Genomic DNA, 26,991 nt, shown 5'->3' with positions numbered 1-26,991 from the left:
CCCCATGCCCTGCGTCCCCGCGCGGGCGCCCCGCGGTGCGGTTCGCCGGGATGCGGTCTTACTGCCCCTGGGCGCGGTAGCGGGCCTCGGTGGCCTCCTTGGCCGGGCGCCACCAGGACTCGTTGGCCACGTACCAGTCGATGGTGGCCTTGAGCCCCTCGGCGAAGTCGGTGTGGGCCGGCCTCCAGCCGAGCTCGCGCTGGAGCTTCGTGCTGTCAATGGCGTAGCGGCGGTCGTGGCCGGGACGGTCGGCGACCCAGTCGAAGTCCTCGGGGTCGCGGCCCATGGCCGTAAGGATCATGCGCAGGACCGTGATGTTGTCCCTCTCGCCGTCGGCTCCGATGAGGTAGGTCTCCCCCATGCGGCCCTTGGTGAGGATGTCCCAGACGGCCGAGGAGTGGTCCTCGGTGTGGATCCAGTCGCGGACGTTCTCGCCGCGGCCGTAGAGCTTGGGGCGCACGCCGTCGACGATGTTGGTGATCTGCCTGGGGATGAACTTCTCCACGTGCTGGTAGGGGCCGTAGTTGTTGGAGCAGTTGGAGATCGTGGTGCGCAGGCCATAGGTGCGGGTCCAGGCGCGCACGAGCATGTCGGAGCTCGCCTTGGTGCTCGAGTACGGCGAGGACGGGTGGTACGGCGTCTCCTCGGTGAACTTCGCCGGGTCGTCGAGCGCCAGGTCGCCGTAGACCTCGTCGGTGGAGACGTGGTGGTAGCGGATGCCGTGCTTCCTCACTGCCTCCAGCAGGCGGAAGGTTCCCTCCACGTTGGTGCGAAGGAACGGCTCGGGGTCGGCGATGGAGTTGTCGTTGTGGCTCTCGGCGGCGTAGTGCACGATCGCGTCGTGGCCCGGGACGATGCGGTCGAGCAGCCCGGCGTCGCAGATGTCGCCGACGACGAGCTCCACGCGGTTCGCCGGCAGGCCCGCGATGTTCTCGGGGTTGCCGGCGTAGGTCAGCTTGTCCAGGACGGTGACGTGCACCCCGGGGTGGTTGTTCACGACGTAGTGCACGAAGTTGCTGCCGATGAAGCCGCAGCCGCCCGTGACGATGATGTTCTTAGGTTCAAAAATCTCAGACATGAAAATCCAATCTGAAGCAAGTACAGCTTCTTTAGTATGCCGCAGGAAGTGACGCCGCGGCACTATTCAACAAAACTATCGGACATTTCGGCATGCGATAAGAGCCATGACCTTCGCAGAATTACTTCCCCTACAAAACGCCTCCGGAATGCAGTCTTTGTCGTACCGGAAGACCGAATTCCCGGTTTTATCGCGTAAGTACTTATAGAAGAAGTCTTCCCAGCTTTTAAACTTCTCACTGTTTACAAAGGCTTCTGGGGTTTCCAAAACCGTCTTAACATCTAACCTTGAAATTACGCCAGAGCTCAGCAGAAGCCACTCGAATGACTCGGGAAGACAAACCGTAACAGTATCGCGATGAATGTCTTGCAGCTTAAGGACGCGGTCCGCATGGCACCCAAATGCCGCTCCGTCCGCGACAACAAACACGCGATCGTCGAAATGCTGATCCAACCAGCCCAAAATCGCGCTGTTCGTCATGGCCGAAGCGCAGGTAAGCTCACTGTCAGCGAAATGCCGTTCAAAGAACTGGAAACCAGACTTACTGTCCTCGCATAGAAGGATAGAAAAGTCCTGTTTTGGCGCCGACCGGGAAATAGCATAACGATGATTCCCGCGATCTTGATAAACAGGGACGAAAGAATGGTATTTTCCGCTCGTCTTAATCTTGTAAATCTCATCCACGCTATACGGAAGATTGGGGAAATCAGCCCTTGAGATCAGCACGAAATAATTCGAGGAATACAGCACATGATGGGCAAACTCATCAGAATGGATCTCTTTTAAGCCCTCGTCGACAAATACAATCGAGTCATGAACGGACGAAAGCTGGTTTCGCCAATCATAATCGGTCAGGGCGACACAGGGACAATCGCATTGCAAGGAAACACCCGACTGCTCGCCCGTTCGCATGTAGTCTGCGACCATGTCAAACAGTGTCGTCTTACCCGTGCCACTATCGCCACGCACAATAGTGATGTTCCGCTTGATGGTAAATGTGTACTTGGTTCCCCTGCGGCGGGAAATCTTAACGAGATGCGAACCGTTCATAAGCAGCACCTACAGATACGGAATTGACTCGTGAATCAATTCGGCCATGTTGTGAACGATTCGGCCGCTATTCACGACTTTAATTTTAAAATCCTCGCGACCAAAGTCCATCACATGATAGAGATTCACAACGAGCTTGCGGTCTTTCGCCATGTCAAGAATCCACTTGGCACAGTTGTCACCACAGGTAGAGGCGTTAAAAATATGCTTACGATCAAATCTCATAAGCAGCAGCGTTTTCACGCCACCAGAAAGCTGGAGTGGGGAGATGGATCCAAGCACGGGGCTTTCGATGACGTTTTCGGAGACAACATCCGATCGATCGACATCTTTAATTATCGAGACTGCATAGGGATCCGTAATCCAAGTAGACCGGTAAGAGTTTTTGAAATATGTCGCTGTGTTGTAAATCGCTTCTGGCATATCGCCAAAGTAGACGCTTAACACATCCACTCCCAATCATATTATCTTTATGGTCAACGTAATCATAACGAAAGGGGCCACCAGATAAACGGTGACCCCTAAAAGAAAACAAGCTGGCGCTAGTACTCGCGCGGGCTGTTGACGATCTCGCCGGCGGCGACCTTCTTCAGGTGCTGCCCGTAAACCGACTTGCCGTAGGCCTTGGCGGCCTCCTCCAGCTCGGCGGTCGTGATCCAGCCGTTCTCCCAGGCGATCTCCTCGGGCACGGACACGGGCAGGTCCTGGGAGTGCTCCACGGCGCGGACGAACTCCGCCGCCTCGTGCAGGCTCTCCATGGTGCCGGTGTCCAGCCACGCGTAGCCGCGGCCGAGGGTCACGACGGACAGCGTCCCCTCCTCCAGGTACATCTGGTTGAGCGTGGTGATCTCGAGCTCGCCGCGGGCCGAGGGCCTGACCTCATGCGCCTTGGCGGCGACGTCGCCCGGGTAGAAGTACAGGCCGGTGACGGCGTAGGAGCTCTTGGGCTGGGCGGGCTTCTCCTCGATGGAGACGGCCCTCCCCTGCGCGTCGAACTCCACGACGCCGAAGCGCTCGGGGTCGTCCACGTGGTAGCCGAAGACCGTGGCGCGGCCCGACTCGGCGTTCTGGACGGCGCGCGTCAGGTGGCGCGAAAGGCCGTTGCCGTAGAAGATGTTGTCGCCGAGCACCAGCGCGCAGGGCTCGCCGCCGATGAACTCCTCGCCGATGGTGAAGGCCTGCGCGAGGCCGTCCGGGCTGGGCTGCTCGGCGTAGGAGAGGCTCACGCCGAAGCGGGAGCCGTCGCCCAGCAGGCGCTGGAAGTTGGGCAGGTCGGTCGGCGTGGAGATGACCAGGATGTCCTTGATGCCCGCCAGCATGAGGGTGGACAGCGGGTAGTAGATCATGGGCTTGTCGTAGACCGGCAGCAGCTGCTTGCTGGTGACTAGCGTGAGCGGGTACAGGCGCGTGCCGGACCCGCCGGCGAGGATGATGCCTTTCATAAAAATCCTCTCGATTGACAATCGTTGAGCAAAAGCCGCTAATTTCAGATGCATAGTTAATTAAATTATACGCACCGGCAGCAACCTCCCCGTCTTCTTATTTAAATCGGACAGCAGAAACACGCAACTCTTTCTGCATTTCTAGCGAGGCAACAAATGAAAAAGTACAATGAGCAGTGTCCAACAAACGAAAGGCAAACAATGCGAGTCGAAACAACCGGAGTATGCAGAGGAAACTGGAAAATCTACCAGCAGCTTAAGATTGAAGGCATCCATAAAGGCTCCAGCGTAACAGCCCAGGCGGCTACAGACGATAACCGCCGCTCACCTTTATCCCTCCTAAAATTCCGGGACAATAGTTGTGACTCGAACTCATACGTCCTTGTAGTCCCCGATCCCGATGCTCGCACCATCAAAATTGAGTTTAGCGAAATCGGCCAAGACGGTCGCACCCTGAGCAGCGACTCCCTTTCGCTAAATTGCAAGAACATCAAATGGGAGTCGCGCCTTAACTACAAAATTAAACCTGACATGTGCAGCAAACTCCGAAACTACGATGACGTTTCAGAGTTTGACATGGCAACGATTGATTTCTGGCAGTGCATCGAAGATTCAAGCGACTATATCCTTAGGTGCACGGTGAGAACTCCTTATCGTAGCGACTCGCAAATCAAACTTCGTTGTTTCGATCGAGCCCTCAATGAAGTTGATTTGAGCATCGTCAATTTCGGTTCAAATGTAACAAGCGTTGGATTTACATCTGAGAAAAAGCAACTTGAAACGCAGCTCTCGGTTCGTATGCCAAAAGCGTTCGATCGTTACTATTTTGTTATTGACGATCAAAATCACCCATCATTCAGTGCATTCGACTGCTTAACGCCCGATAAATTAGGCTTGCTTCTTGAGGAGACCAACTTTCTCTTTACCCATGCGCAGTTTGACCCTGAATACCCCGAATGGTTCACGGAACATAAGGCAACCATCGGCGCTCTGGAGAAACAGAGAAAAATCGTCTTCAACAGCGCTCCGAAGTTCAGCGTTATTGTCCCTCTTTACAACACGCCCATTTCGTTCTTTAACGATATGGCCGAATCCGTAAAAACCCAGTCTTATGCAAACTGGGAGCTCATCCTAGTTAATGCGAGTCCTGACAATCAGGAACTAAAGGCTCGCGTTGAGCAGGAGAAGGCCCACGACAACAGAATTAAATCAATTAACCTTACCGAGAATAAGGGCATTTCCGAAAACACAAACGCCGGCGTTGCCATCGCTTCGGGTGATTTCGTTAGCTTCTTTGACCATGACGATATTCTTGAACCGGACTTGTTGTTCTCATATGCCGAGGCAATTGAAAACGATGATGACGTCGATCTTCTCTATTGTGATGAAGATAAACTCATGCCCGATGGAAAGCTAGCGCAGCCGTTCTTTAAGCCGAATTTCAATATCGATCTGCTCAGAAACAATAACTATATCTGCCATATGCTTACCATCCGTAAGTCTCTGCTTGACACTCTAGAACCGAACACGAAAGAGTTCGATGGAGCACAGGATCATAATCTGACTCTCCGCGCCGTGGAAAAGGCAAGGAAAGTTCATCATGTTGCAAAGGTTCTATATCACTGGCGCCTAAGCGAGACCTCCACCGCAGCAAATGCCGATAGCAAGCCGTATGCCACTATCGCAGGTATCAAAGCGGTCCAGGGTCATTTGGACAGGCTTGGGCTCAATGCGAAGGTCGAACAAGCGCGTCGTCCCTTTACATATAAAGTAACCTACGCTGTGCCAGATTCCCATCCACTCGTGTCGATTATCATTCCGACTAAAGACCACGCCGACATTCTGGACAACTGCATTACGTCAATTGTTGAAAAATCAACGTACGACAATTACGAGCTTGTCATAATCGAAAACAACAGCACAGAAAAGGCGACGTTCGATTATTACGATAAGTTGCAAGCAAAATATCCTGACATCGTTCATCTTGTAACTTGGGAACACGAATTCAATTTCTCCAAGCTCATGAACTTTGGCGTGGCTCACGCCAAAGGAAACTGTCTCTTACTGTTGAATAACGATACAGAGGTAATTACGCCCAATTGGATAGAAACCATGCTTGGCATCTGCGCACGTGAGGATGTAGGCGCAGTTGGTGCAAAACTCTACTATCCCGACAACACCATTCAGCATGCGGGCTTATGCGTCACTGGTGGCGTGGCGGGGCATCTTTGCCAAAGCATGCCAAAGGATAACTGGGGCTACTTTGCACTCAACGATGCACAACAAGACTTCAGCGCCGTCACTGCAGCTTGCATAATGACCAAGCGTAGCGAATATGAGAAAGTCGGAGGTTTCACGGAAGAGCTTCAAGTTGCATTTAATGACGTTGACTTTTGTTTAAAGCTACGCGAGATCAACGACCTGATCGTATACACACCCGAAGTCGAGCTCTATCACTACGAGTCGATTTCTAGAGGCGTTGAAAACAATACGGAGAAGCAGATTCGCTTCCACAAAGAGGTCGCATACATGAATTATCGCTGGGCTAAGCATTACGTCGAAGGCGATCCCTATATGAATCCAAACTTTACCGTTGGGGAACCTGCGAATCGTTATTATCATTTATAAAAAGTTGGCGTTTCTTCCCTTATTCAATCACGGCAAATTAGCGTGTGTCTAAGCTAGATAGGGGAATCGAGGATTAACCCTCGATTCCCCTATTGTGGGTTCCCCAATTGTGATAAGTTGTCCTCCACTCGACAGTCAGAGAGCATCTTATTCTAATGGCGTATTTAAAACCCAGCCCCACTGAGGCGTAGCGGTAGTGTGGTAGTAGTTCAGCCACCAGGCCAGTGATGTCGTCCTAATGTAACCGATGTTATCCATAACCATACCGTTACCAACGTAAATAGCAATGTGTCCCCAGCGAGCCCCCGCATTAGTATGCGTATGAGTAGGGACCGCAACAATCATTCCAACCTTAAGCTGCGATATATCTCGACTGTGACACCAATTCCAAAACATGTCGCATGCGTCACCGTTGGGATAAGACCCCAGCACGGGATAAAAAACCTCGCTAACCCACTCCGAGCACAATCCCACTCCAGGAGAAGGAACGTTGTAGCAGCGACTAACAATTTGAGACTGAAAGGAAGTACGGGCAGAACGCTCGGGCTCTACCCAAGCACCAGCAGCATTAAAGAAATACTCGCCATTCTCGATACTGTTCCAGCCAGTTGCCATTTGACCTGACGACATAAGGTAATACCATAGCCCGTCATCATCGCGGAACCAGCCTGTATTCATAACGCCAGATTCGTTATCGAGGTGATACCACTTCCCGCCAATTAATTGCCAACCGCGCTGTAGCACCCCGTCTGGATCCGTGTAAAACCACGCCTGAGCAGCGGAGGACCAATACCAGCCTACCATGGGCTTTCCTTCGGCGTCGTTGAGCTTAATTGCGCCCACGCTGTCCTTGACACCCTTTAACGCAATTGCACCACTGCTGCACGCATAATATGCGTTTCCATCTTGCGAGAAGACCCAGGCGTTGCACTCTAATGCGCCGCCACTATCCGAATCCAAATAGTACCAATTACCATTTACAGACTGAAATCCTTCGAGCATGGCGCCATTATTATTGGAATCAAGCAAATACCAGCTAGAATCAAAGTAAAACCATCCTGTGCGAATCGCTCCAGAGCCATTGGCGCAATACCATGTCCCATCGTCAACAAACCAACCAGTGTTCATGGATCCAGATTGAGAAAAATGATACAAACTGCCGTTTACATGTTTAAAGCCCGTAGCCATTGATCCGGAAGGCTCAAGCCAATACCAAGTATTGCCAAGGAGCAGCCAGCCAGTATGCATAGCACCCGAACCGTTCAAATAGTACCAGTTATGATTGTCTAAAACCCAACCGGTCTTCATTGAACCTGATGTTTCGTCAAGGAAGAACCAATGACCGTCGATGGCAGCCCATCCCTTCAAATGCGCACAGGATTCAGAGAATAAGTGCCATCCATCACTCAGGTATCTCCAGCCAGTAGCTGCGTAGCCTTCGGAATCAAAATAATATTCGGCTCCCCCAATAGTCAGAAAACAGTTTGACGGCCAACCACCGGCCTCATATCTCCACCACCATTTACCGTTTTCGCAGACCCAAGAACCAGGAAGGGCGATTTTGTTATCAGAAGAGCGAACAATCTGGAACGACAACCGGGTGGTAGCGCCAGCGTAGTCCCCTAGCCCATTTACAGCTATATCAGCACAGCCAGGTGCAACATTATTCGCATAAAAGACTTCATAATCGGTCCCACATGTAAGATTTAACCCGCTATCAGCAAAAACCGACACACTCGGAGTAATCGCATCACCAGTGTATTCATATGTCGACAAATCGATAGACGCTTTGAAGTTAACCGAATCAGAAGGTAACCGATCACCATCCGATGGCCCAACTGGGCCCTGTACCGATTGATCTGTAGAATCATCAGCGCCTAGAACCGCACAATCTTCGGGTAATGAAAAAGCAATCGTGGGGCATAAAAGAGGCGTGAAACAAATTGATGCAAGGCAGACCACACCGATAAAACTCAAATAACAATTTCTCATCATTACACTTTTCCCATAAAACAAATTAGCCTTTGATAGACCAGGCCTGCTCAACCCCGAGACGAAGTCCCCCAACTAAAAGAAATTACCAAAGCAACTGCACGCGAGATGAATCTACAAACAGGAGGCGACGCTAATAAAGCGAATAAGATATAGGCAGTTCATAGCACAGACGCCAAGAGTAACAACAGAAATGGAAGAAGAGTTGAACCTAAATAATCGAGTTCTTAGTCCAAACAACAAAGCTGGTAAAGCCGGAAGAAAATAGCGCCCCTGAACACCCTGTATTACATTTTCATAGTTGAAAGTCCATGCCAACCACATCGATGCAATGGAACCGAGTGCAGCCAAAAGGAAAGCAAAAATGAAAAGAAAGGATACTGGAGCAGCAAGAAACGAAGGCTCATCACTAGAGTCAAGGCAGCAAATAAACCCAAAAAACAAATAAGGAATCATATAGAATGCAGGGAAACGCAAGTTCTCTTGAAGCCATCCAAGAGAATAGCCCAAGGTCGTTTCCCAATAGAAATCACCTAGGGAGTCGAGAGTTCTACATAAAACAAGGAAACTATTCTTTGGATGCAGCAGAATATCGCCGAGCGAATATAACTGCCCCGCTTCGTGGCCCCGAGAGGAATCTGAAGGCTGAGAAACCAAGCTGCTCATCGACGCCAAACGTAAGGCCAATACAGAAACAACAACGCAAAAGATCAACAAGAACTTGCTAAAACGCCCGGTCTTCTCATCAAGGAACTGAGAAAGAGGGACGAACAATCCAAGTAAAATCAACCCTGAATAGATAACCTTGCACGGAGCCAAAAGAACCGAAATGATTAAATATATAAAGACTTCTCTTTTGCCTATCGACCGCTGTTCGCCAAAAAAACCGCGCATCAAACATGCGAATACCAGAAGTGAATAAGCAATGATTCCAGAATCATAGGAATATGAAGCTGCCAAATGAAGCGTCATGGGCAACAATGAAACGAATACAATGACCGATTTGCCTTTAGGTGCGATTCGAAATGCCTGGAAAGCGCAGAAGCAAAAAACGAGAGCCGAACCAATTCGACCCATATAGAACGCGGGATAAGCTCCAAGTCCAAAGAACAACCCTATCTGCAAGCCAATGATAGAGCCCAGTTTTGCAGTAATATTCTCGCCGCCGGCACTAAAAGAAAATTCACTGAAAGGAACCAGCTGCCCATTTCCAAATAGTGAAAAACCATCAATAACAGAATCAAATGAAGCTGAATTAATTGCATCGCCCGGTTGGCGGCTATTGTATAGCGCGTAATCAATATCTCGCACCAGAAAAGCACCGTCATTAGTCACATGGGCATTAAATGGAAGGCTATCAACCAACCAATAAGTCGAAAAATAATGATGGCCCTCATCGGGCGCGGTGAAGGGAGGGAATATAAAGCAGAATATGATTAAAAATGATATGAGCAGTACCAAGAATACCCACTCACTTTTAAGGCGATCCTTATCCCTAGCAAATACGCTGCCGAGTACGAGAATTATAATTAACGAAATCGCAATTGTAAGCAGAACAAGCAATCTAGGATTATTTAAGTACCAAAATACTGAATAAACTGCAAATAAACCGGCAAAAGCAAGAAAAGCAGGTTTACATCTTACAAAACTCGTCATGCTGGAATCCTTAAATTTCAAAACTCACATAAGCGCAACTAAATATAGTGGCAGCAAGTATATCAACAAGCTAATTATTTTCTCAGAGCTTGCGTCGATGATATTAACGCATGAACAGTGCCGTAGCATCCGACTTCGGAGGCTAATATCCGAATTCAGTCATACACGAAGCGCTCGCCAACTGACTCAGAGGAAACGTTCAACACAGAGACGTTAAAGAGTGTTGCTATTCATGCTGACTGAATATAGTCGATGAATTACTTTCGCAACCTTTTTAGGCCAAAATTTCTCAAGCATAGCAAGGTCTTCGGAGCTCCGTGTATTATTTTGGATCAAGGAGGTCGTCTCAGATTCTTCGTGAATTCGATGACGCATGAGAATCTCGGGAGAATAAACAAAAGAACCTTCAAGTCGCGAGAATCTCTCCCACGCTTCCCAGTCCAAGTCACACTTCATCTCACTCGAAAACAAAGGTGTCTCGAGATTAGACATAACATACGTGACCGAAGGGCAGCAAATCGCAGATCCAAACCGCAAAGCCCGACGCTTGTCTCTGACTATAGATGAATTACCAACTCGAGCGAATTTTCTTAGTATTATTCTTTTCACTTTAAGAATCGAGATGTCATCGACATATTCCCCATTACGAATCTCCCCATAATTAGAAAAGAAGATCAGGGGATGATTGGAGGCGTTAACAGAGCGAAGCATTTCAATTGAATAATTAGGGGAATACAGATCATCTTGATGAGCAATGGTGACCAATGGAGTTTGAGCATGGGAAATTGCACAATTCCAGTCATGACCAATCCCTGGCATCCCATTGTTAATAAATACAGGCAAGTTATAGCTAGAAGCAACCTGCTCAATATGCTTATTCGGAGTAGAAGTAGAGATAAGGATCCTACTGGGTTGTTGCTGGTTCATTAAAGACGATATACAGTCGCTCAAATACGGTGATTCGCCATAGGCGCAAACTACGAATGTATGATCATTACACGTAAACATAGAACTACTTATCCCTCAGAATGCTCTCGATATCTTTTTCAAGCAATGCAACTCGTTGAGTTAAGTTCTTAATCGCATCGGCCTGTTTGCTGGCAATTAAACTAAGTGAAAGCATGATTAAGATTCCAAAGACAAACCCCAGAACAAATATAAAATTGGAAGGCGTGGCAAACCCCATCGCCGACGATAAATAACACAGGGGCTGCGGAAATAGAGCAGACAGGACTAGGACTAGGACCAACGCCAGCCACAATAGAGAATACTTAAGTTGGAGCCTGCCACTCACAATAAGCTTAACTACGTATGCAGCGAGTAAAATACAGGCCGCTGCTACAGAAACGCGAAGGGTTACCGGCACTTTAACACCTCGTTTTTGAACATGCGGAAATAATAATTGCAAGGGTAACTTTGACCATGTAATAGGCACTCGAAAAGCCCGAAATGGATGATGAGCCCCCTTGTCTCTCTTTCATGACAACGGGAACCTCAGATACAGACAGACCACGAGCAAGCACTGAGACAATAGAATCGGGTTCAGGGTAATCAACTGGATAGTTCTTACAGAAATAGTCAATAGCCTTCGGTCCGCAGGCCCTAAATCCAGATGTCGGATCAGCTATGTACTTACCAGTACACATTTTAATCACCCTAGTAAGCCATGAAATACCCACTCGGCGTAAAAACGTAGACTGAAACCCCCCAGTTCGCTCGAGAAACCTAGACCCGATAACCAAGTCACAGCCAGCTTCAATCTGCTCAACCATACTGGAAATAAAACAAGGATCATGCTGCCCATCGCCATCCACCTGAACGTCGATGTTATATCCATATTTTTTAGCGTACTTATGACCGGCTTGTACAGCCCCTCCAATGCCAAGATTCTGCGGTAGATCAAGTACATTGAGATGGTTAGCATGACAAATCTCAAGCGTGTTATCAGTTGAACCATCATTGACCACGACATAATCATATCCTGAATCAATCACGGCTTTAACTGTCGCACAAATTGATTCAGCTTCATTATAAGCAGGCACAATAACTAGCACCCTATAATGATTGCTCATGAACAACCTTTCAATGATAGCCCGTTATCCTTAGCTAAAAGTAAAAGTAGCACCAACAAGACGAACAACATGTTATGCAAGGAGCTAGCATGATAGGCAACACAGTATCCACAACAGCCCTAGAACATATAAACACTATAGCTGTTAACACCATCGACAATCTGTGGTCGGCGTAGTGACCACTGTGATAGCCGCAAAGTGTCCTGCATCTACCCTCTTGCAAATGCCACGAATCTTATAGAAAAGAACTAGACAGATGAGTTGCTTAATCAAATATAGCTAAGTTTCTACTAGCACGGCTCATCGTAAATGACCGTCAGAAAGAACCGAAGCGATTCTTTCGCTTGCATGGCCATCACCATAAGGATTGGAAGCGTGACTCATCGCTTCATACTCTGAGACATCCGAGAGCAACCTGCTAAACTCGTTGTAAATTACATCTTCCTCTGTGCCAACAAGTTTCAAAGTCCCCGCCTTAACGCCCTCAGGACGCTCAGTAGTGTCACGCATGACAAGAACAGGCTTGCCAAGGCTTGGCGCTTCTTCTTGAATACCGCCTGAGTCAGTAAGTATCAGATAGCTTTTAGCCATAAAGTTATGAAAATCAAATACTTCAAGAGGGTCAATAATATGCAGTCGATCAAATCCATCTAGCTCTTCATGGGCAGCCTTGCGAACAAGAGGATTCATATGAATAGGGTATATAGCTTTGGTATCGGGATAATCTTCCATTACGCGACGAATAGCACGGAACATGCGATGCATAGGTTCACCAAGGTTTTCGCGGCGATGTGCGGTGATAAGAATCAAACGAGAACCCTTTGCCCAGTCAAGCTCATGATGTGAATACTCCGGATCCACAGTAGTATGAAGTGCATCAATTCCCGTGTTACCTGTAACCCAAATCTTATCGGGTCTTTTTCCCTCATCGAGAAGGTTTTGTCTGCTCACCTCGGTTGGTGCGAAATAATATTGACTCACGATGTCAACTGCTTGGCGGTTAAACTCCTCTGGCCAAGGACTGCCAATATCATGTGTGCGTAAACCAGCCTCAACATGACCGACCGGAATTTGCAGATAAAAACAAGCTAAGGCTGCAGCAAAGCTTGTCGTGGTATCTCCATGGACAAGCACGACATCCGGTCTTTCCCCCTCAAGAACCTTCTTGATTTTAAGAAGAATGTTACACGTAACATCGAAAAGAGTCTGACCAGGCTTCATGACTGCTAGGTCAATATCGGGTTCCACATTAAAGACATGCAAAACCTGCTCAAGCATCTCCCGATGTTGACCAGTCACGACAACAACGGTACTGAAATCATCCGGATGAGTTTTGAGCACATTCACAAGTGGGCACATCTTAATTGCTTCCGGACGAGTTCCGAAAACTAGCATTACCTTTTTCATTTCAAGAACCAGCCCCTTAAAAAAACCATTGAAATACATATAGTCATTACGAACAAATAATAATTATTTAAATAATACAGAGGGAGAAGTCAGGGAGAGAGCAATTCGCCCTGAAATCAGATGATGCAATTAAACGAGATTATTAAAATGACGTCTCAACAAGATAGACAATACGACAACCATATATACAAGTCCAAAAAGACAAGATATTAAGCTACACACTGTAACACCATTTAAATTGAATACTTCTACGGAATACTTCATTGAACTAAGTGAAACGATAAACATCAACACGCCAGCAACAAGGGTATGCGAAAAATACCTAAATGAAATCAACAAATCATTGACAAGCCACATCAGTCCAGTCAAAACAGCAGAAGCTATCATAGGTGGAACTAAATACATGAAAGGTAGTATTTCATCACCAAATACAAATGAAAATAAGCTATTTCCAAACACCTCAAAACCAATACCGAACACAACGGCGATGATTAACGCACCAAGTAAGCAGGCAAAGCATAGGCGAAAGAAAGAACGCCTGTCTTTATCTGAATAACTTTTCGAGAAATAACCGAGCAGGGGGTTATACAAATATGAAACACCCATTTGAATGATAGCAATAGGAGCCGCAATAGATGAGTAGACCCCAAGAGCAGAATCCCCCAATGCAGAAGATAAATATTGGCGTGGAATTGACGATGACGCGGAAACCGCTATGCCAGCAACCACAGCCGGCAAGCATGTTATCAATAATCGCTTTGCCTTATTTCGGCTAATTCCAACAACAATGCTTGTTAGCGCGGAAGTTCGTGGCAAATCGTAAAACCATCCAACTAATACGACCGCAATAAACATTGCAAATATAGCTAGCGGCACCGAACGAAAGCAAGATAAAGCAACACAGAAAAAAACTAGAGACAAGGCTCCCTGAAGCGCAAGTGAGACTCCAACATAATCCATCCGGGAAAACTGCTGATCAGCAGCATGAAGGACATCTATCAATTGGTTGGCGCTTTTATATAAGCCGTAGAGAAAAATGCAGAAAACGGAAACAGGGCGACATGTAAATAGCGAATAAGCAAAAGTCAAAACAAGTGATAAAAGTATGGTTAGTAATCTAAAGGAAAGATACTCCCCTACCGTGTTTTCCCCATTAACATCTGAAACTTGATATGTATACATCCTATATTGAGCAATTGGGAAAAAAATGCCATAGACAGACATCGAAAGCGAGTATAAGCCAGCATCAGAAAAACCAAAGGATAGGCGAACCACCAGCACACTTATTAACCATTGGCAAGATAAACCGATAATCGAGCCAATAGAACTCCATAAAATATTAGACTTTATCGAAAGAACTTTATCGGAACCCAACAATTACTCCGTTCTTGAATTAACTGATGCAGTTAATTGATGAGACACCTGTTTATCAGCAGGAGGAATGATCATATAGTCGCCATAAAGTTGAGTAAGCATCTCATCATAATGAGTTGGGATTTTAAATTGATGGCCCTCAAATTCTGCATCCATTACATCCGTAAAATAACTATTTGGAAATGCCTCCCTGAGACCAAACCCCCATCCGATTTGTCCCGCTCTCTTTGTTTCGCCAATAACATATTTTCTTGAAAGTTTATGTAAACGCTCGGAAGCCCATTTCTCTATAGGCAGCACTAGAGAAATGGGATAAAAAATAGTCATGAGAATTTTCATGCTAATCGGATGTGGATAATGGAAGTTGAGCCTTGATACAATACAAATCAAATCAAGCAATTTCACTTCATAAAACATAATAGTGGCCTTTAGATTTGAATCGGATATACCGTCAATTGGGAACACATCTATCCAAAGCCATTCTGGAACTGAAGGGCGATCCCTCTCTGTCCGAACGGAGATCATAGGATTAATTACTTTTGCGAATGAAGGTAAATACCCATCAATCTCTGTAGCCTGAACGCGAAGCCACGGAGAGAACCTACCGCTTTGAACAAGGCCAAGAAATTTATCGTAATCCTTCCGCGGCATGACAACATCTATATCATCATCCCAGGGGATAAAACCCTTATGACGCACGGCACCGATTAGAGTTCCATACGACAGCGAATAGCACAAATTATATTTCTCACAAAAATCGTGAAATTCCACCAAGATTTTCAGTTCTTCGTGTTTCACCGCATCAAAAGAAAGAATTTCATTCGTCATTAAAAAACCAAGCCTTAAGAAATGAACGAAGTATATCTATCCGAATAGTTCTGATTGTCATCATATGCATCGGTTAACAATTTCTCGCAACCCTTAATAAAGCTATTCGAATCTAGACCGGTATAGTATTCGAACAATAAATCGGGCCAATTAACATTTGTATTATCTAAATCAAGTGTAAAACCAATACCATAATCACTTGCCATTGTTTCCATTGCGGTATTCGGGCAAACAAGAATTGGCATATGAAGCTGGGCAGCTATATACATTTTGTTAGAAATAGCGTAATCGAGAAATGGATCCCCATTGCCGTACAGATTGTGGATTATGTTGACTCCTGTATATAAAGAGTACATTTTTTCAGGTGCAAACCTCCCTAACAGTTGGACGTTTTCTACGTGATTATTTCTACAATAATCCTTTAGCTTTTCAGATCCAGCTCCTGCAAACATCAAACGGAAACGTGAATCATTTTTAAACATATTAATCAACTTAACATGTTGCTCAATATACTGGCCAACACTACCAATGAATGCAATCACGATCGGTAAAGAAGGATTGCCATTTAAACTATTCACACATGAACTAGCATCAAGATCAGAGAATGACGGTCGCTGTAGATTGTGGACATAACTGTATTCAGAAGGGGCGAGAAAAGCGGCATAAAAACGTGATGAAAGCACCACGATTCCAGCAAAGGACACTATAGCGCGAGACATGAGGCCCAGAATCGGATTAAACTCTCCTCCGTAATCTCGAACATCCATTACATAGCGTTTGCGATACTTAATAAGCAGTGCAGGAAACGCAAAATAACCAGCAATAGTATTAAGTAAAACTATGTGATCAAAATCACTATTTAATAGCTGTTTATTTACAAACAACATATAGGCAAAATAACTGTAAAGCCTGCGTAATAAACCAGTATCTGGGCAGGGCTTAGCATATTCAATGCCCTTAATCGACCCTAGCGTCTCTTCCACGCCATCCCTATTCCAGTAGACAAGGTATTTTTCCCCGGGAGTATTATCGACATAAAAGTTGAACAAATAAGGACATAGATACGCATTACCACTAAGAACAAAACAGGTTTTTTTCATCTCTTGAATTACTCCAATGCCCAGACTAATTAATCCACTTAGTAGATATCTTTGATGAATCGTCCATTCATCAAACCAGTACGAAACTTGACCCTCTTACAAAAGACATGCGACTTATTCTTCCGTTGAAGATATTGATGCAGAAATCTCTTAATACGTAACAACTTTTGTTCCATAAGGAATATTATCGTAAATCCATTTTGCGTTCTGAATCTCAAGGCGAACACATCCCGCAGAGGATGGAACACCCATCGTGGGATCCATCACGCGGTTGCTGTTAACGTAGTAGGGCGAGGAATGGAACAGGTAATCACCATAGAACTGCGTGTAGTAATAGCAAGTATATCCATGCCCAAAGGAGTATCCCTTTCCGTAGACTTGGTACTCCCCTTTCACCGTAGGTGTGCTGGCTTTGCCCGTCGAGCATACATATCGACGGTTTAAGGTCCAATTATTCCATGACCCAGTATAAATGCTCGTAACACAACGTGACGTATCGACAAGTATCAACCAATTTGTATTGCTTGAATAACTTTGAGCTTTAGCATCCATATAGTCTGACACCCACGCACCGTTGGCCATGAAGTAATTCCAGGATCCGTCCACAACGCGCCAGCCAGTAGCCATGGCGCCACTAGCGTCAAGCCAATACCAGGTACCCCCCAGGTTAAGCCACCCTGTTTGCATATAACCAGACGAATTCAAGTAATACCAAGATCCGTTAACGGAAAGCCAGCCGGTTTTCATAACGTAGGTAGATGGGTCCAAATAGAACCAGGAGCTATCCTTGTACAGCCAGCCAGATCGTGCATAGCCAGCGGTCTCATCAAAGAAATACCATTTTCCATTTACGCTCTTCCACCCAACGCAGGGGGAGCCATCGGTTGGATCAGCATAGAACTTGCAGCCCCCAAGCGTCACAAACCCGTGAGCTTCGGCTAATTCGCCATCGCCGTTTGATGTAAACAGTTTTCCATTACGCAATGCTCCACACAATGAGCAATCAGAACCAGCAAAAGCCTTAGACGGCTCTTCTGCATACGAGCCCTGAGCATCTACCCATTCACGACAAGCAACAGCGCCTGAAGCTTTTGCATAATAGCTTTTCCCATTTACAGAGAAATGGCCAAGCAGCATTCTACCGTCGGCGGCAGGATCGAGATAATAGCATTGACTACCGTCCTTCAGCCATCCCGTCTTTACAATGCCCGAGGCATGAGAAGGCTCAGCGTAATACCAGTCTCCATCGCTCATAAACCAGCCGAGTGACAGCGCTCCCGTTGAAGAAAAATGATACCGATTGGATCCGATGACATAAAAGCCGGTAACCATTCTATTGTCATTTGCGACATCAAGCCAATACCAAGCGCCGTTCACCGAACGCCAGCCCGACGCAAGTGCGCCGGAACCGTCAGCGTAATACCAGTCCGTACCATCAAACGCCCAGCCTACAACCATTGCGCCGGAATCAGATAAATAGTAACGAGACGAACCGACGGAAACGATACCCCTAGACATGGCGCCATCATTGGCGGGATCAAGCCAATACCAACTATTGTCAGCTTGGAGCCAGCCTGTTAAAACTTCACCATGGCAACCCCAATACCATAAACCGTTATCAAGACACCATCCATTAATCAGCCCATAGGCTCCAAGAAGATAAGGATGCCCATCAATAACACGTCGACCAGTAGCCATAGAACAGCTGTTAAGGGAGTCAAACCAGTACCATTGACCTCCTATAAACTGCCAGCCACTTGCCAAAGCGCCTGATGGACTCGCGTAATACCACTTATTGTCAGTAAAAATCCAGCCGCAGCTCATTGCACCGTCACGAGCGGGGTCCAAATAGTACAACGAGTCGTCAATATTCTGCATTCCGGTCAAACGACAGCCGTCAAGATAGTAATACCAGGACAAACCGTTCCATTGCCATCCAGATAGCTTTTCTGTCCTCGACGGTTCTTGGCTTTCGACAACCTGTTGGTTCGAATCTTCCGATGTTTTGCCGGCACAATCACTGGAATCTTGAGAGCAACCGCCATCGACAAATGCTCCCGACCCTCCTGTCGAGTCGCGGTCAACGACACCGTTATCCGCCCCCTCTTCCACGGCATAAGCAGTGCAAGAAAATGCGGGAACTGAAACTGAGAGCAAGGCGGAAAATAGCATCAAGCCAATTACTCGCCAACAAATTCGATGTTCAATCTGGACATTCATTTCAGGCCCCCAAACCGATATCGACCGTCTTACAGCAAATCAATTAAATAAATGGACGGGCTGCGCCGATCACATTTCCCCTTGCGCTAATGGGATGAATTCCGACGCCCTGATGAGGCCAGAAGTCAATCATCATACCGCCGCCAAGTGCAATTGCGATATGCCCACGGTAATAAATCACATCGCCGCGCTGAACCGAGTTCGTGCTCACGGGCATAAAGATATTGCTTCGATACCAATTCATGGAATTGTAGGTTTGGCTTGGATCCCAGCGATGGTTATAAGGGTTGTAAACACCCATATCCATGCCAGTAGTATAAAGGCACTGCAAGACAAAACCAGAGCAATCAACAGCTCCACCGGGAGCGGTAGACCATGGCTCAATATATTGCGTACCGATATACTCATAGGCGCGCTGGATAAAGGCGTTCACGCAATCTTCCCGCGTTGCTTCGGCGGAGATGCGAGAGGGGCTGACATAGGTAAAGTATCCGGTGCAATAGCTTGGCAGCTGAACAGTCCAAGAGCTGACCTGAGGATACTGCGGAGGATTTTGCCAGCCAACTTTGTCGCACTGGCCATCGCTCCAGAAAATTCGGCGAACACCATCGATGGTTCTTGCACCAGTTGCCATAGCGCCGCTGCCGTCCAACCAATACCACTTACCCGAATCTTTAAGCCAGCCAACATGCATGCTTCCATTGGACTCAAGGTAATACCATGTTCCATTCAGGCATTTCCAACCAGTTGCCATTTTTCCGTCATCGTTTAGGTAATACCATGCACCGCCAGTAAAAACCCATCCGGTCTTCATCACGCCAGAATCGGCATCAAGCCAATACCAATCGCCGTCAATCTGCAGCCATCCAAGATGGATGGCACCCGTTCCGGGCTCAGCGTAAAACCTTAGATTTGCGACATTAACCCAGCCGGACGCAACCTGCCAGCCATCAGTTCCAGCGGTTTTTAGGATAGTGCCGTTTTCGCGAATCACATCCTTGCAAAGATATCCATTATCATCAGCGTATCTTTCAACGCCATCATTAACGGTAACCCATCTTGAAACCACAAGCCTACCGCTCTGGTTTGCAAAACAATCGTTGCCGCCCACTTCAAATAAGCCCGTTTTCATGAGATGGCTAACAGGGTCCAGGTAATACCAGCTCGCGCCTTCTTTATACCAGTCAGAAATAAGCGCACCAGATTGAGAGGCTAGATACCAGCCGTTGTCGGACTGAGCCCAGCCAACAGCCATAGCCCCATTAGGGTTCAAATAATATGCTGCGCTACCAAGGTCTAAATATCCAACGGACATTTTGCCGTCGGAAGCCGGGTCGAGATAATACCAAGTGTCGTTAACGAGTTTCCAGCCAGTGACCGCGATACCGTTAGAGCAGTAATACCAATCTGCTCCGTCTTTGTACCATCCATTTGCGAGGCCATAGTCACCAAAAATGTAGGTTCTTCCATCAATCTTTTGACGACCCTTGAACATAATGAACGTCTGTGGGTCAAAATAATAGCGAGCACCACCTATCATTTGCCATGACGAAGCAAGGGCACCCGATGAATAAGCCCAGTACCAATTCCCGTCAACGAGAATCCAGCCGGTTTTCATAGCACCAGTGGCATCTAAATAGTATTTCCCGCTCCCGAGGTCGACAAAACCAACCTGCATTATATGGGTGGCAGGATCCAGGTAATACCATGTGCCGTCTTGATAAAACCAACCAGCAGCTAAATCGCCTCCAGCATTGGCATAAAACCAATTTCCATCTGAGTTACGTAGCCAGCAGTTCTGATATAGCGCGCCAAAAGGCGTTGCGGCATTGCCGTCATTCGCATAAAACGAAGCAGTCGATCCGACAGCATCGGTCACATTGAAATAACCTGTCTGCATTGCACCATCATTGGCTGGATCAAGCCAATACCAATAGCCCCCGCTTTGCAGCCAGCCAGTTTGGTGTTTACCGTTTTTTCCGTAATACCAAACTCCAGACGACTCGTCTCGTTGCCAGCCATCTTTTATGACGGAAGAATTATCAGGTTGCAAATCATCGGAAACCACCGAAGAAAAATCCGCTTTTGACTCAATACTCTGAGCCTCAACGGAATCCCGTGCAAACGCGACATTCGCACTCAGGGGCAAGCAGCAAGCAGTGATTAATGACGCAGCAGCACAAACAAGCGTGGCCTTCATTTCGAATCGATACATAAGCGACCCTCCCAGATATCTCATTTATTTATTTTAATCCACATTCCAGGATTGATTTTCGTTACTGTCTGTTCAGTCTATGTAGATAAATATATTAAATTGAACATAACGTTCAATCATTCTATTCTTTCCCTAAGCAATGAACATCTTAATTGGAGGCCTGCAGTGGAACTGACCAAGCGTAACTTTACTGTTCTGTACGAATACCTAAAGAACCCATATGCTAGCCAGCGAGAAGTTGCCGAGCGCACTGGCCTCTCACTTGGATCGGTAAACGCAGCGAATAAAGAGCTCACGAATGAGGGGCTTCTCGAATCGGACAACCTAACCGACGGCGGTTACGAAGCACTTCACCCCTATAAGGTTGAAAACGCAGTGATATTGGCTGCGGGGCTTTCGAGCCGCTTTGCTCCCATTTCGTATGAAAAGCCCAAAGGCCTTTTAAAGGTACGTGGTGAGATTCTCATCGAACGTCAGATTAGGCAGCTGCAAGACGCAGGTATCAGCAATATCACCGTCGTTGTCGGCTATAAAAAAGAATATTTCTTCTATCTCGAAAGCAAGTTCGGCGTCTCGATTGTCGTCAACAACGAATATGCATCCAAAAATAACCACGCATCGCTTATGTGCGTAAAAGAGCGGCTTGGCAACACCTATATTTGCTCAAGCGATGATTACCTTCTAAACAATCCGTTTGAAGCATACGTTTGGAAAGCATTTTATTCTGCTCAATATGCTGAAGGCGACACCAAAGAATGGTGCATTCAAACCGGAGCAATGGACAGAATCACCAATGTTACGATTGGCGGTTCCGATGCTTGGTATATGCTCGGACATGTCTACTTTGATAAAGCCTTCTCGTTTGCATTTAAGCAGATTCTCGAAACGGAATATAACAAGCCCGAAACAACGGACAAGCTTTGGGAAGATCTATATATCGAGCACATCAAGGAGCTCGATATGGTTATCAAGAAGTATCCTGAGGGCGAGATCAACGAATTCGATTCTCTTGATGAGCTGCGTGCCTTTGATCCGCATTTTATCGAAAACGTTGACTCCGATATTTTCGATAACATCGAGCAAGTGCTCGGCTGCTCCAAATCAGAGATTCACGACGTTTATCCCCTTAAACAAGGTCTTACGAATCTATCGTGCCACTTTAGAACCAATGACGGAGAGTACGTTTACCGCCATCCGGGAGTCGGGACCGAACTGCTTATTAACAGAAATGGAGAAGTAGCCGCACTTAAAAAAGCCAAGGAACTCGGCCTTGACGACACGTTCATTCATGAGGACCCAAAGCGTGGTTGGAAAATTTCGAAGTTTGTACCCAACGCAAAGCAGCCTGATCCGCATGATGCTGCCCAAATGAATCGAATGATGCAGATGTGTCGTTCGCTTCACGAGAGTGGTGCAAATGTCGAAACCGAATTTGACTTCTACCTCGAAGCGAAGCGCTACGAATCACTTCTTCTGGAAAAAGGTCCCATCGACATTCCAGGCTACAGGGAAATGTCCGCCGAAATCGATGAATTGGAGCGCTTTGTACAGGCCGATAATGCACCAAAATGCCTTTGCCACAATGACTTCTTTTACCTAAATTTCCTTATCGATGAGAACGACAAGTACTATCTCATTGACTGGGAATATGCTGGCATGAGCGATTACGCAAACGATTTTGGAACGTGCAGTGTCTGCTGCGAGCTTTCCGAAGATGAAGTCGACCGCGCGCTTGATGCATATTTTGGGCGCAAGGCAACAAACAACGAAGTTGCGCATAACTATGCGCACATTGCCCTTGCAGGATGGTGCTGGTACCTCTGGTCTCTTCTGAAAGAAACCGAAGGTGACTTCGTGGGCGAGTGGCTCTATATCTACTTCAATTACGGTGCCAAATACCTTAAAAAGGCACTGGAGATCTATCGGAAAGGTGAGTAACGATGCAATTCGGCTTTTTTAGCGGCCTTCTTTGGGGCCTTGATACAGTAATTCTTGGAATCGGTTTGGCGCTCGCGCCCTATATTGGATCGGCGGAAGCGCTTGCATGCGCCTCCATTGCGGGATCCTTTCTCCATGATGCCTTCTGTGCAATCTGGCTCTTTGGCTACATGGGAGTTCGAGGCAGATTAAAAGACACGCTCGCTGCACTTAAAACTCGTTCGGGCAAGGTCGTCATCGCCGGCGCTCTGCTCGGTGGGCCTATCGGGATGACCGGCTACGTATTGGCAATTAATAACATCGGAGCTGCCTATACGGCAATCATCTCCGCCTTCTATCCCGCGGTCGGAGCATTCCTTTCTTTCGTGCTGCTGAAAGAGAAAATGGGCAAAGGACAGATTCTTTCCCTTCTCGTTGCTCTTTGCGGCGTAATGACGATGGGCTATCTATCGGCCGGGTCGAGCGAGATTGCAAATGCCCCTCTCGGCTTACTCGGCGCGGTGCTTGCCGTTATCGGATGGGGATCCGAAGCGGTGCTGTGCGCATGGGGAATGAAAGATGATGCCGTTGATGACGAAACGGCTTTGCAAATCCGCGAAACTACAAGTGCGCTTGTTTATGGAGTGCTCGTACTCCCCCTCTTCGGAGCATGGCATTTCACGCTGGGTGCTATCCCGAGCATGCCCACATTGATTATTGCACTCGCCGGACTCGCGGGAACTGCATCCTATCTGTTCTATTACAAGGGCATTGCAGCAATCGGAGCAGCGCGTGCGATGGCTCTGAATATCTCCTATTCGGCATGGTCGGTGGTCTTTGGCCTGATCTTGCTTGGAATAATTCCCGACATGGCATCCGTAATCTGCTGCATTGTAATTGTATGCGGAACAGTTTTGGCAGCCAGTAACTGGGACGAACTATTTGAACGTAATAAGACGGCGTAGCTAGATTAACAATGTAGTAAAAGGGGAGAGCTCGTCGAGCTCTCCCCTTTTAGCATCATGGCTATTCAATTACCACGGCCTGGCTATCCATCTGTTGCCATGTGCCGAAGAACACCTGGGCATTTCGCGTAACATTGCCGTTAATCGAATCCGAAAGATAGACAATTCCCTGCTCGTCATCATAGCCTTTAAGGACTACGGCATGATTACCGCCCCACAGGCCATAAGAATGCCCATTATACCAACGTGCAGCATAACGGCCTCCTGGCCAACTTCCCCACTCGGTATTCCACATCTCAACAGGTTGACCACAGGTCAGTCTGTTCTTAATGGAAGAAATTGACGAGAAAGAGACGTCTTTTGCCTGCTTGCCACTTCCAGCAGCACGCAGAAAGTTATTACCAGCAATAGTAATCGCAGGTGCGACGCATCCCATGAGACCCCCGCTGCTACGCCTTGGATTGCCATCAAAAGCGGTAACAAAATTGCCATTGCTTCCCTTGGGCAAATAGTAATCCGCAATAATCGTCTTTCCTAAACCGAAACCATAGTAGTTAAGCAAGTTTGTAAGGGCAACCGACTCACAGCCAGTAGGAAGTTCCGGGTACTGCGAATAGCACGGGACATCGACCCAAGCGCCAACCATTGCGCCGGATGAACTGAACTTGTAGTCAGTAGAGCCGATCCAATACCAACCGTTACTCAACATTACTCCCCCACGTGCGACATCAAGGTAATACCATGTGCCCCCAAGGGAAAGCCATCCCGTTTTCATCGCGCCAGAAGCGGAATCCAGCCAGTACCAGTTGCTGCCATCGTTAAGCCAGCCGGTCGCCATTCGACCATCCGGGTTAAAGTAATACCAAGACCCAGCAATTTGCTGCCACCCAGTCAGAATTACTCCACTAGCAGAACAATAATATCGAGCACCCTGACTCTCAATCCAACCAGTTCTGGCATTACCGTCGTCGTCAATCAGCTGGATTCCCGAATCGGTCATGATGCCTTTAAGGTCAATTGCGCCGCTGGATGACGAATGATACATCCAAGACCCATCACCGTTTGACCAGCAATTAGCCATCATCTTGCCGGTACTATTAAATATGTATTCACATGATCCGATAGTTTGAACGCCCGTGGCCATGGCGTGCGTCGTGGGGTCGAGCCAGTACCACGCACCGTTTAGGTTGAGCCAGCCGGAGGCGAGGGCGCCGGAGCCCGTCGCGTAGTACCAGGTGCCGCCGACGAGGACCCATCCGGTCGCCATCGCGCCGGAGCCGTTGAACCAGTACATGGAGCCGTTGCACTCATGGAGCCCGGTGGCCATCGCACCGCCCGCGTCGGGCTCGAGCCAGTACCAGGAACCGCCGGTGTAAAGCCAGCCGGTCGAGGCGATACCGTCAGCGAACCAGTACCAGGAGCCGTCGACGAGGCCCCAGCCGTTAAGGGGGCCGCAGCTGCCGAAGTAGCGGCGGACGCCCTGCGCGTCCGTCTGGTAGCCCGTCAGCATGGCACCCGTCCGGGCGTCGAAGCAGTAGGGCACGCCGCCGACGGATACGGGGCCGCGCGCCAGCGCGCCGGAGCCAGTCGCGTAGTACCAGGTCCCGCCGTCGAGGACCCACCCGGTCGCCATCGCGCCGGACGAATTAAACCAGTACAGGGAGCCGTTGCACTCGTGAAGGCCGGTAGCCATGGCATGGGTGGAGGGATCAAGCCAGTACCAGGCGCTGCCGACGTAGGCCCAACCGGAGGCGAGGGCGCCGGAGCCCGTCGTGTAGTACCAGGTACCGCCGTCGAGAACCCACCCGGTCGCCATCGCGCCGGAGGCGTCAAACCAGTACGCGGAGCCATTGCACTCATGGAGCCCGATGGCCATGGCATGCGTCGAGGGGTCGAGCCAATACCAGGCCCCATTGGTATAGAGCCAGCCAGAATGCAACGAGACCGGATTGACTGAATCCACATAGAACCAGTTGCCGTCAAACGAATTCCAACCCAGATTCCATTTAACGGATTCTTGAGCAGACCCATCATTGATTGAATCGGAAGAATTAAGAGTCGAGGAGACGGATTGCTGCTCAAAATCAGTAGGGATGGAGGAGCTTATGGATTCTGCGTTCGCGATATCAACCACACCGGGCCCAGCGAGCAGTAGAGTTGAAAGAATGATTAGGATTAATGTTATTCGCTTTTTCCTTGCCATGTCAGCCCCCAGTAGTAACCAATTTTTACATAAACATAGTCTACAAATGGATAGCTAAGAGCAATATGTAATTAGAAAAAAGCAATTAAAGAAGAGTTGCTAGCCGAGCCAAGCACCATTACTAGCAAAAGAGTATTGTGCCCCGTCGATCTGCTGAACACCAGTAACCATAGCGTGCGTCGAGGGATCGAGCCAGTACCAGGCGCCGCCGACATATGCCCAGCCGGAGGCCAGCGCGCCGGAGCCCGTCGCGTAGTACCAGGTTCCGCCGTCGAGGACCCATCCGGTCGCCATCGAGCCGGAGCCGTTGAACCAGTACATGGAGCCGTTGCACCCATGGAGCCCGGTGGCCATGACGTGCGTCGAGGGATCGAGCCAGTACCACGTACCGTTTAGGTTGAGCCAGCCGGAGGCGAGGGCACCGGAGCCAGTCGCGTAGTACCAGGTCCCGCCGTCGAGGACCCACCCGGTCGCCATGGCGCCGGAGGAGTTGAACCAGTATGCGGAGCCGTTGCATGCGTGAAGGCCCGTCACCATGGCGCCGCCCGCGTCGGGGTCGAGCCAGTACCAGGAGCCGCCGGTGTAAAGCCAGCCGGTCGAGGCGATGCCGTTCGCGAACCAGTACCAGGAGCCGTCGACGAGGCCCCATCCGTTAAGGGGGCCGCAGCTGCCGAAGTAGCGGCGGACGCCCTGCGCATCGGTCTGGTAGCCCGTCAGCATGGCCCCCGTCCGGGCGTCGAAGCAGTAGGGCACGCCGCCGACGGATACGGGGCCGCGCGCCAGCGCGCCGGAGCCAGTCGCGTAGTACCAGGTCCCGCCGTCGAGGACCCACCCGGTCGCCATG

General features: G+C 48.4%; 19 protein-coding genes and 1 pseudogene. 3 read left to right on the top strand and 17 right to left on the bottom strand.

All coding sequences use genetic code 11. The features are described from left to right. Positions 1-58: 58 nt before the first annotated feature. The 4 genes from rfbB to rfbA all read right to left on the bottom strand — a co-directional run bounded on the left by rfbB (position 59) and on the right by rfbA (position 3,570). Positions 59-1,078: a dTDP-glucose 4,6-dehydratase gene (rfbB, locus tag PMX21_RS06485; RefSeq protein ID WP_271758772.1), complete on the bottom strand. Its 1,020-nt coding sequence runs from the start codon at positions 1,076-1,078 to the stop codon at positions 59-61. A 75-nt stretch (positions 1,079-1,153) separates the two neighbouring features. Then, complete coding sequence (locus PMX21_RS06480; protein ID WP_271758770.1) at positions 1,154-2,128, bottom strand: hypothetical protein; 975 nt, start codon at positions 2,126-2,128, stop codon at positions 1,154-1,156. 9 nt (positions 2,129-2,137) lie between these two features. Next, on the bottom strand, positions 2,138-2,575 hold the full coding sequence (locus PMX21_RS06475; RefSeq protein WP_040360074.1) for a DUF4869 domain-containing protein: 438 nt from the start codon (positions 2,573-2,575) through the stop codon (positions 2,138-2,140). Between the two features lie 95 nt (positions 2,576-2,670). After that, positions 2,671-3,570, bottom strand: coding sequence for a glucose-1-phosphate thymidylyltransferase RfbA (gene rfbA / locus PMX21_RS06470; RefSeq protein ID WP_271758776.1), 900 nt, complete (start codon positions 3,568-3,570; stop codon positions 2,671-2,673). Between the two features lie 156 nt (positions 3,571-3,726). Here rfbA and PMX21_RS06465 point away from each other — a divergent pair, with 156 nt between their 5' ends. Beyond that, on the top strand, positions 3,727-6,198 hold the full coding sequence (locus PMX21_RS06465) for a glycosyltransferase family 2 protein (RefSeq protein WP_271758768.1): 2,472 nt from the start codon (positions 3,727-3,729) through the stop codon (positions 6,196-6,198). 147 nt (positions 6,199-6,345) lie between these two features. Here PMX21_RS06465 and PMX21_RS06460 read toward each other — a convergent pair whose 3' ends face one another. The 11 genes from PMX21_RS06460 to PMX21_RS06410 all read right to left on the bottom strand — a co-directional run bounded on the left by PMX21_RS06460 (position 6,346) and on the right by PMX21_RS06410 (position 21,062). Further along, the gene (locus PMX21_RS06460; protein ID WP_271758766.1) at positions 6,346-8,175 is read right to left on the bottom strand and encodes a hypothetical protein; all 1,830 of its coding nucleotides are present in this window, start codon (positions 8,173-8,175) and stop codon (positions 6,346-6,348) included. 129 nt (positions 8,176-8,304) lie between these two features. Beyond that, positions 8,305-9,846, bottom strand: coding sequence for a DUF2142 domain-containing protein (locus PMX21_RS06455; protein WP_271758764.1), 1,542 nt, complete (start codon positions 9,844-9,846; stop codon positions 8,305-8,307). 213 nt (positions 9,847-10,059) lie between these two features. Further along, positions 10,060-10,854, bottom strand: coding sequence for a glycosyltransferase family 2 protein (locus PMX21_RS06450; protein ID WP_271758762.1), 795 nt, complete (start codon positions 10,852-10,854; stop codon positions 10,060-10,062). Between the two features lie 4 nt (positions 10,855-10,858). Continuing rightward, the gene (locus PMX21_RS06445) at positions 10,859-11,212 is read right to left on the bottom strand and encodes a DUF2304 domain-containing protein (protein WP_055286595.1); all 354 of its coding nucleotides are present in this window, start codon (positions 11,210-11,212) and stop codon (positions 10,859-10,861) included. 1 nt (position 11,213) lies between these two features. Continuing rightward, positions 11,214-11,918, bottom strand: coding sequence for a glycosyltransferase family 2 protein (locus PMX21_RS06440; RefSeq protein WP_271758759.1), 705 nt, complete (start codon positions 11,916-11,918; stop codon positions 11,214-11,216). 300 nt (positions 11,919-12,218) lie between these two features. Further along, a complete protein-coding gene (gene wecB, locus PMX21_RS06435; RefSeq protein WP_055286591.1) occupies positions 12,219-13,325 on the bottom strand; it encodes a non-hydrolyzing UDP-N-acetylglucosamine 2-epimerase in 1,107 nt (368 codons plus the stop codon). Between the two features lie 129 nt (positions 13,326-13,454). Next, positions 13,455-14,699, bottom strand: coding sequence for a lipopolysaccharide biosynthesis protein (locus tag PMX21_RS06430; RefSeq protein ID WP_271758757.1), 1,245 nt, complete (start codon positions 14,697-14,699; stop codon positions 13,455-13,457). A gap of 3 nt (positions 14,700-14,702) precedes the next feature. Then, positions 14,703-15,527 (bottom strand): LicD family protein, encoded by an 825-nt coding sequence (locus PMX21_RS06425; RefSeq protein ID WP_271758755.1) that lies wholly within the window; start codon positions 15,525-15,527, stop codon positions 14,703-14,705. A gap of 14 nt (positions 15,528-15,541) precedes the next feature. Then, positions 15,542-16,510 (bottom strand): glycosyltransferase family protein, encoded by a 969-nt coding sequence (locus tag PMX21_RS06420; RefSeq protein WP_195520340.1) that lies wholly within the window; start codon positions 16,508-16,510, stop codon positions 15,542-15,544. Between the two features lie 267 nt (positions 16,511-16,777). Next, entirely contained in the window at positions 16,778-18,847 is a 2,070-nt protein-coding gene (locus PMX21_RS06415; protein ID WP_271758753.1) for a L,D-transpeptidase family protein, read from the bottom strand. A gap of 43 nt (positions 18,848-18,890) precedes the next feature. Continuing rightward, entirely contained in the window at positions 18,891-21,062 is a 2,172-nt protein-coding gene (locus PMX21_RS06410) for an NlpC/P60 family protein (protein ID WP_271758751.1), read from the bottom strand. 165 nt (positions 21,063-21,227) lie between these two features. On the opposite strand from PMX21_RS06410, the gene PMX21_RS06405 reads away from it, so the two are divergent. Together PMX21_RS06405 and PMX21_RS06400 are read left to right on the top strand one after the other, a co-directional pair. Then, positions 21,228-23,000 (top strand): phosphotransferase, encoded by a 1,773-nt coding sequence (locus tag PMX21_RS06405; protein ID WP_271758749.1) that lies wholly within the window; start codon positions 21,228-21,230, stop codon positions 22,998-23,000. 2 nt (positions 23,001-23,002) lie between these two features. Continuing rightward, a complete protein-coding gene (locus PMX21_RS06400) occupies positions 23,003-23,944 on the top strand; it encodes a DMT family transporter (RefSeq protein WP_215675080.1) in 942 nt (313 codons plus the stop codon). 61 nt (positions 23,945-24,005) lie between these two features. Here PMX21_RS06400 and PMX21_RS06395 read toward each other — a convergent pair whose 3' ends face one another. Both PMX21_RS06395 and PMX21_RS06390 read right to left on the bottom strand, forming a co-directional pair. Then, positions 24,006-26,147: a C39 family peptidase gene (locus PMX21_RS06395; RefSeq protein ID WP_271758747.1), complete on the bottom strand. Its 2,142-nt coding sequence runs from the start codon at positions 26,145-26,147 to the stop codon at positions 24,006-24,008. 99 nt (positions 26,148-26,246) lie between these two features. Further along, positions 26,247-26,991 (bottom strand): annotated as a pseudogene (locus PMX21_RS06390) (L,D-transpeptidase); the annotation flags it as partial.

Origin of the sequence: Collinsella aerofaciens, assembly GCF_028209885.1 — a bacterium.
GTDB classification, from domain to species: domain Bacteria; phylum Actinomycetota; class Coriobacteriia; order Coriobacteriales; family Coriobacteriaceae; genus Collinsella; species Collinsella aerofaciens_BA.
The sequence above is the reverse complement of the archived record's forward strand: the minus strand, read 5'-3'. Positions and strand labels throughout refer to the sequence as shown.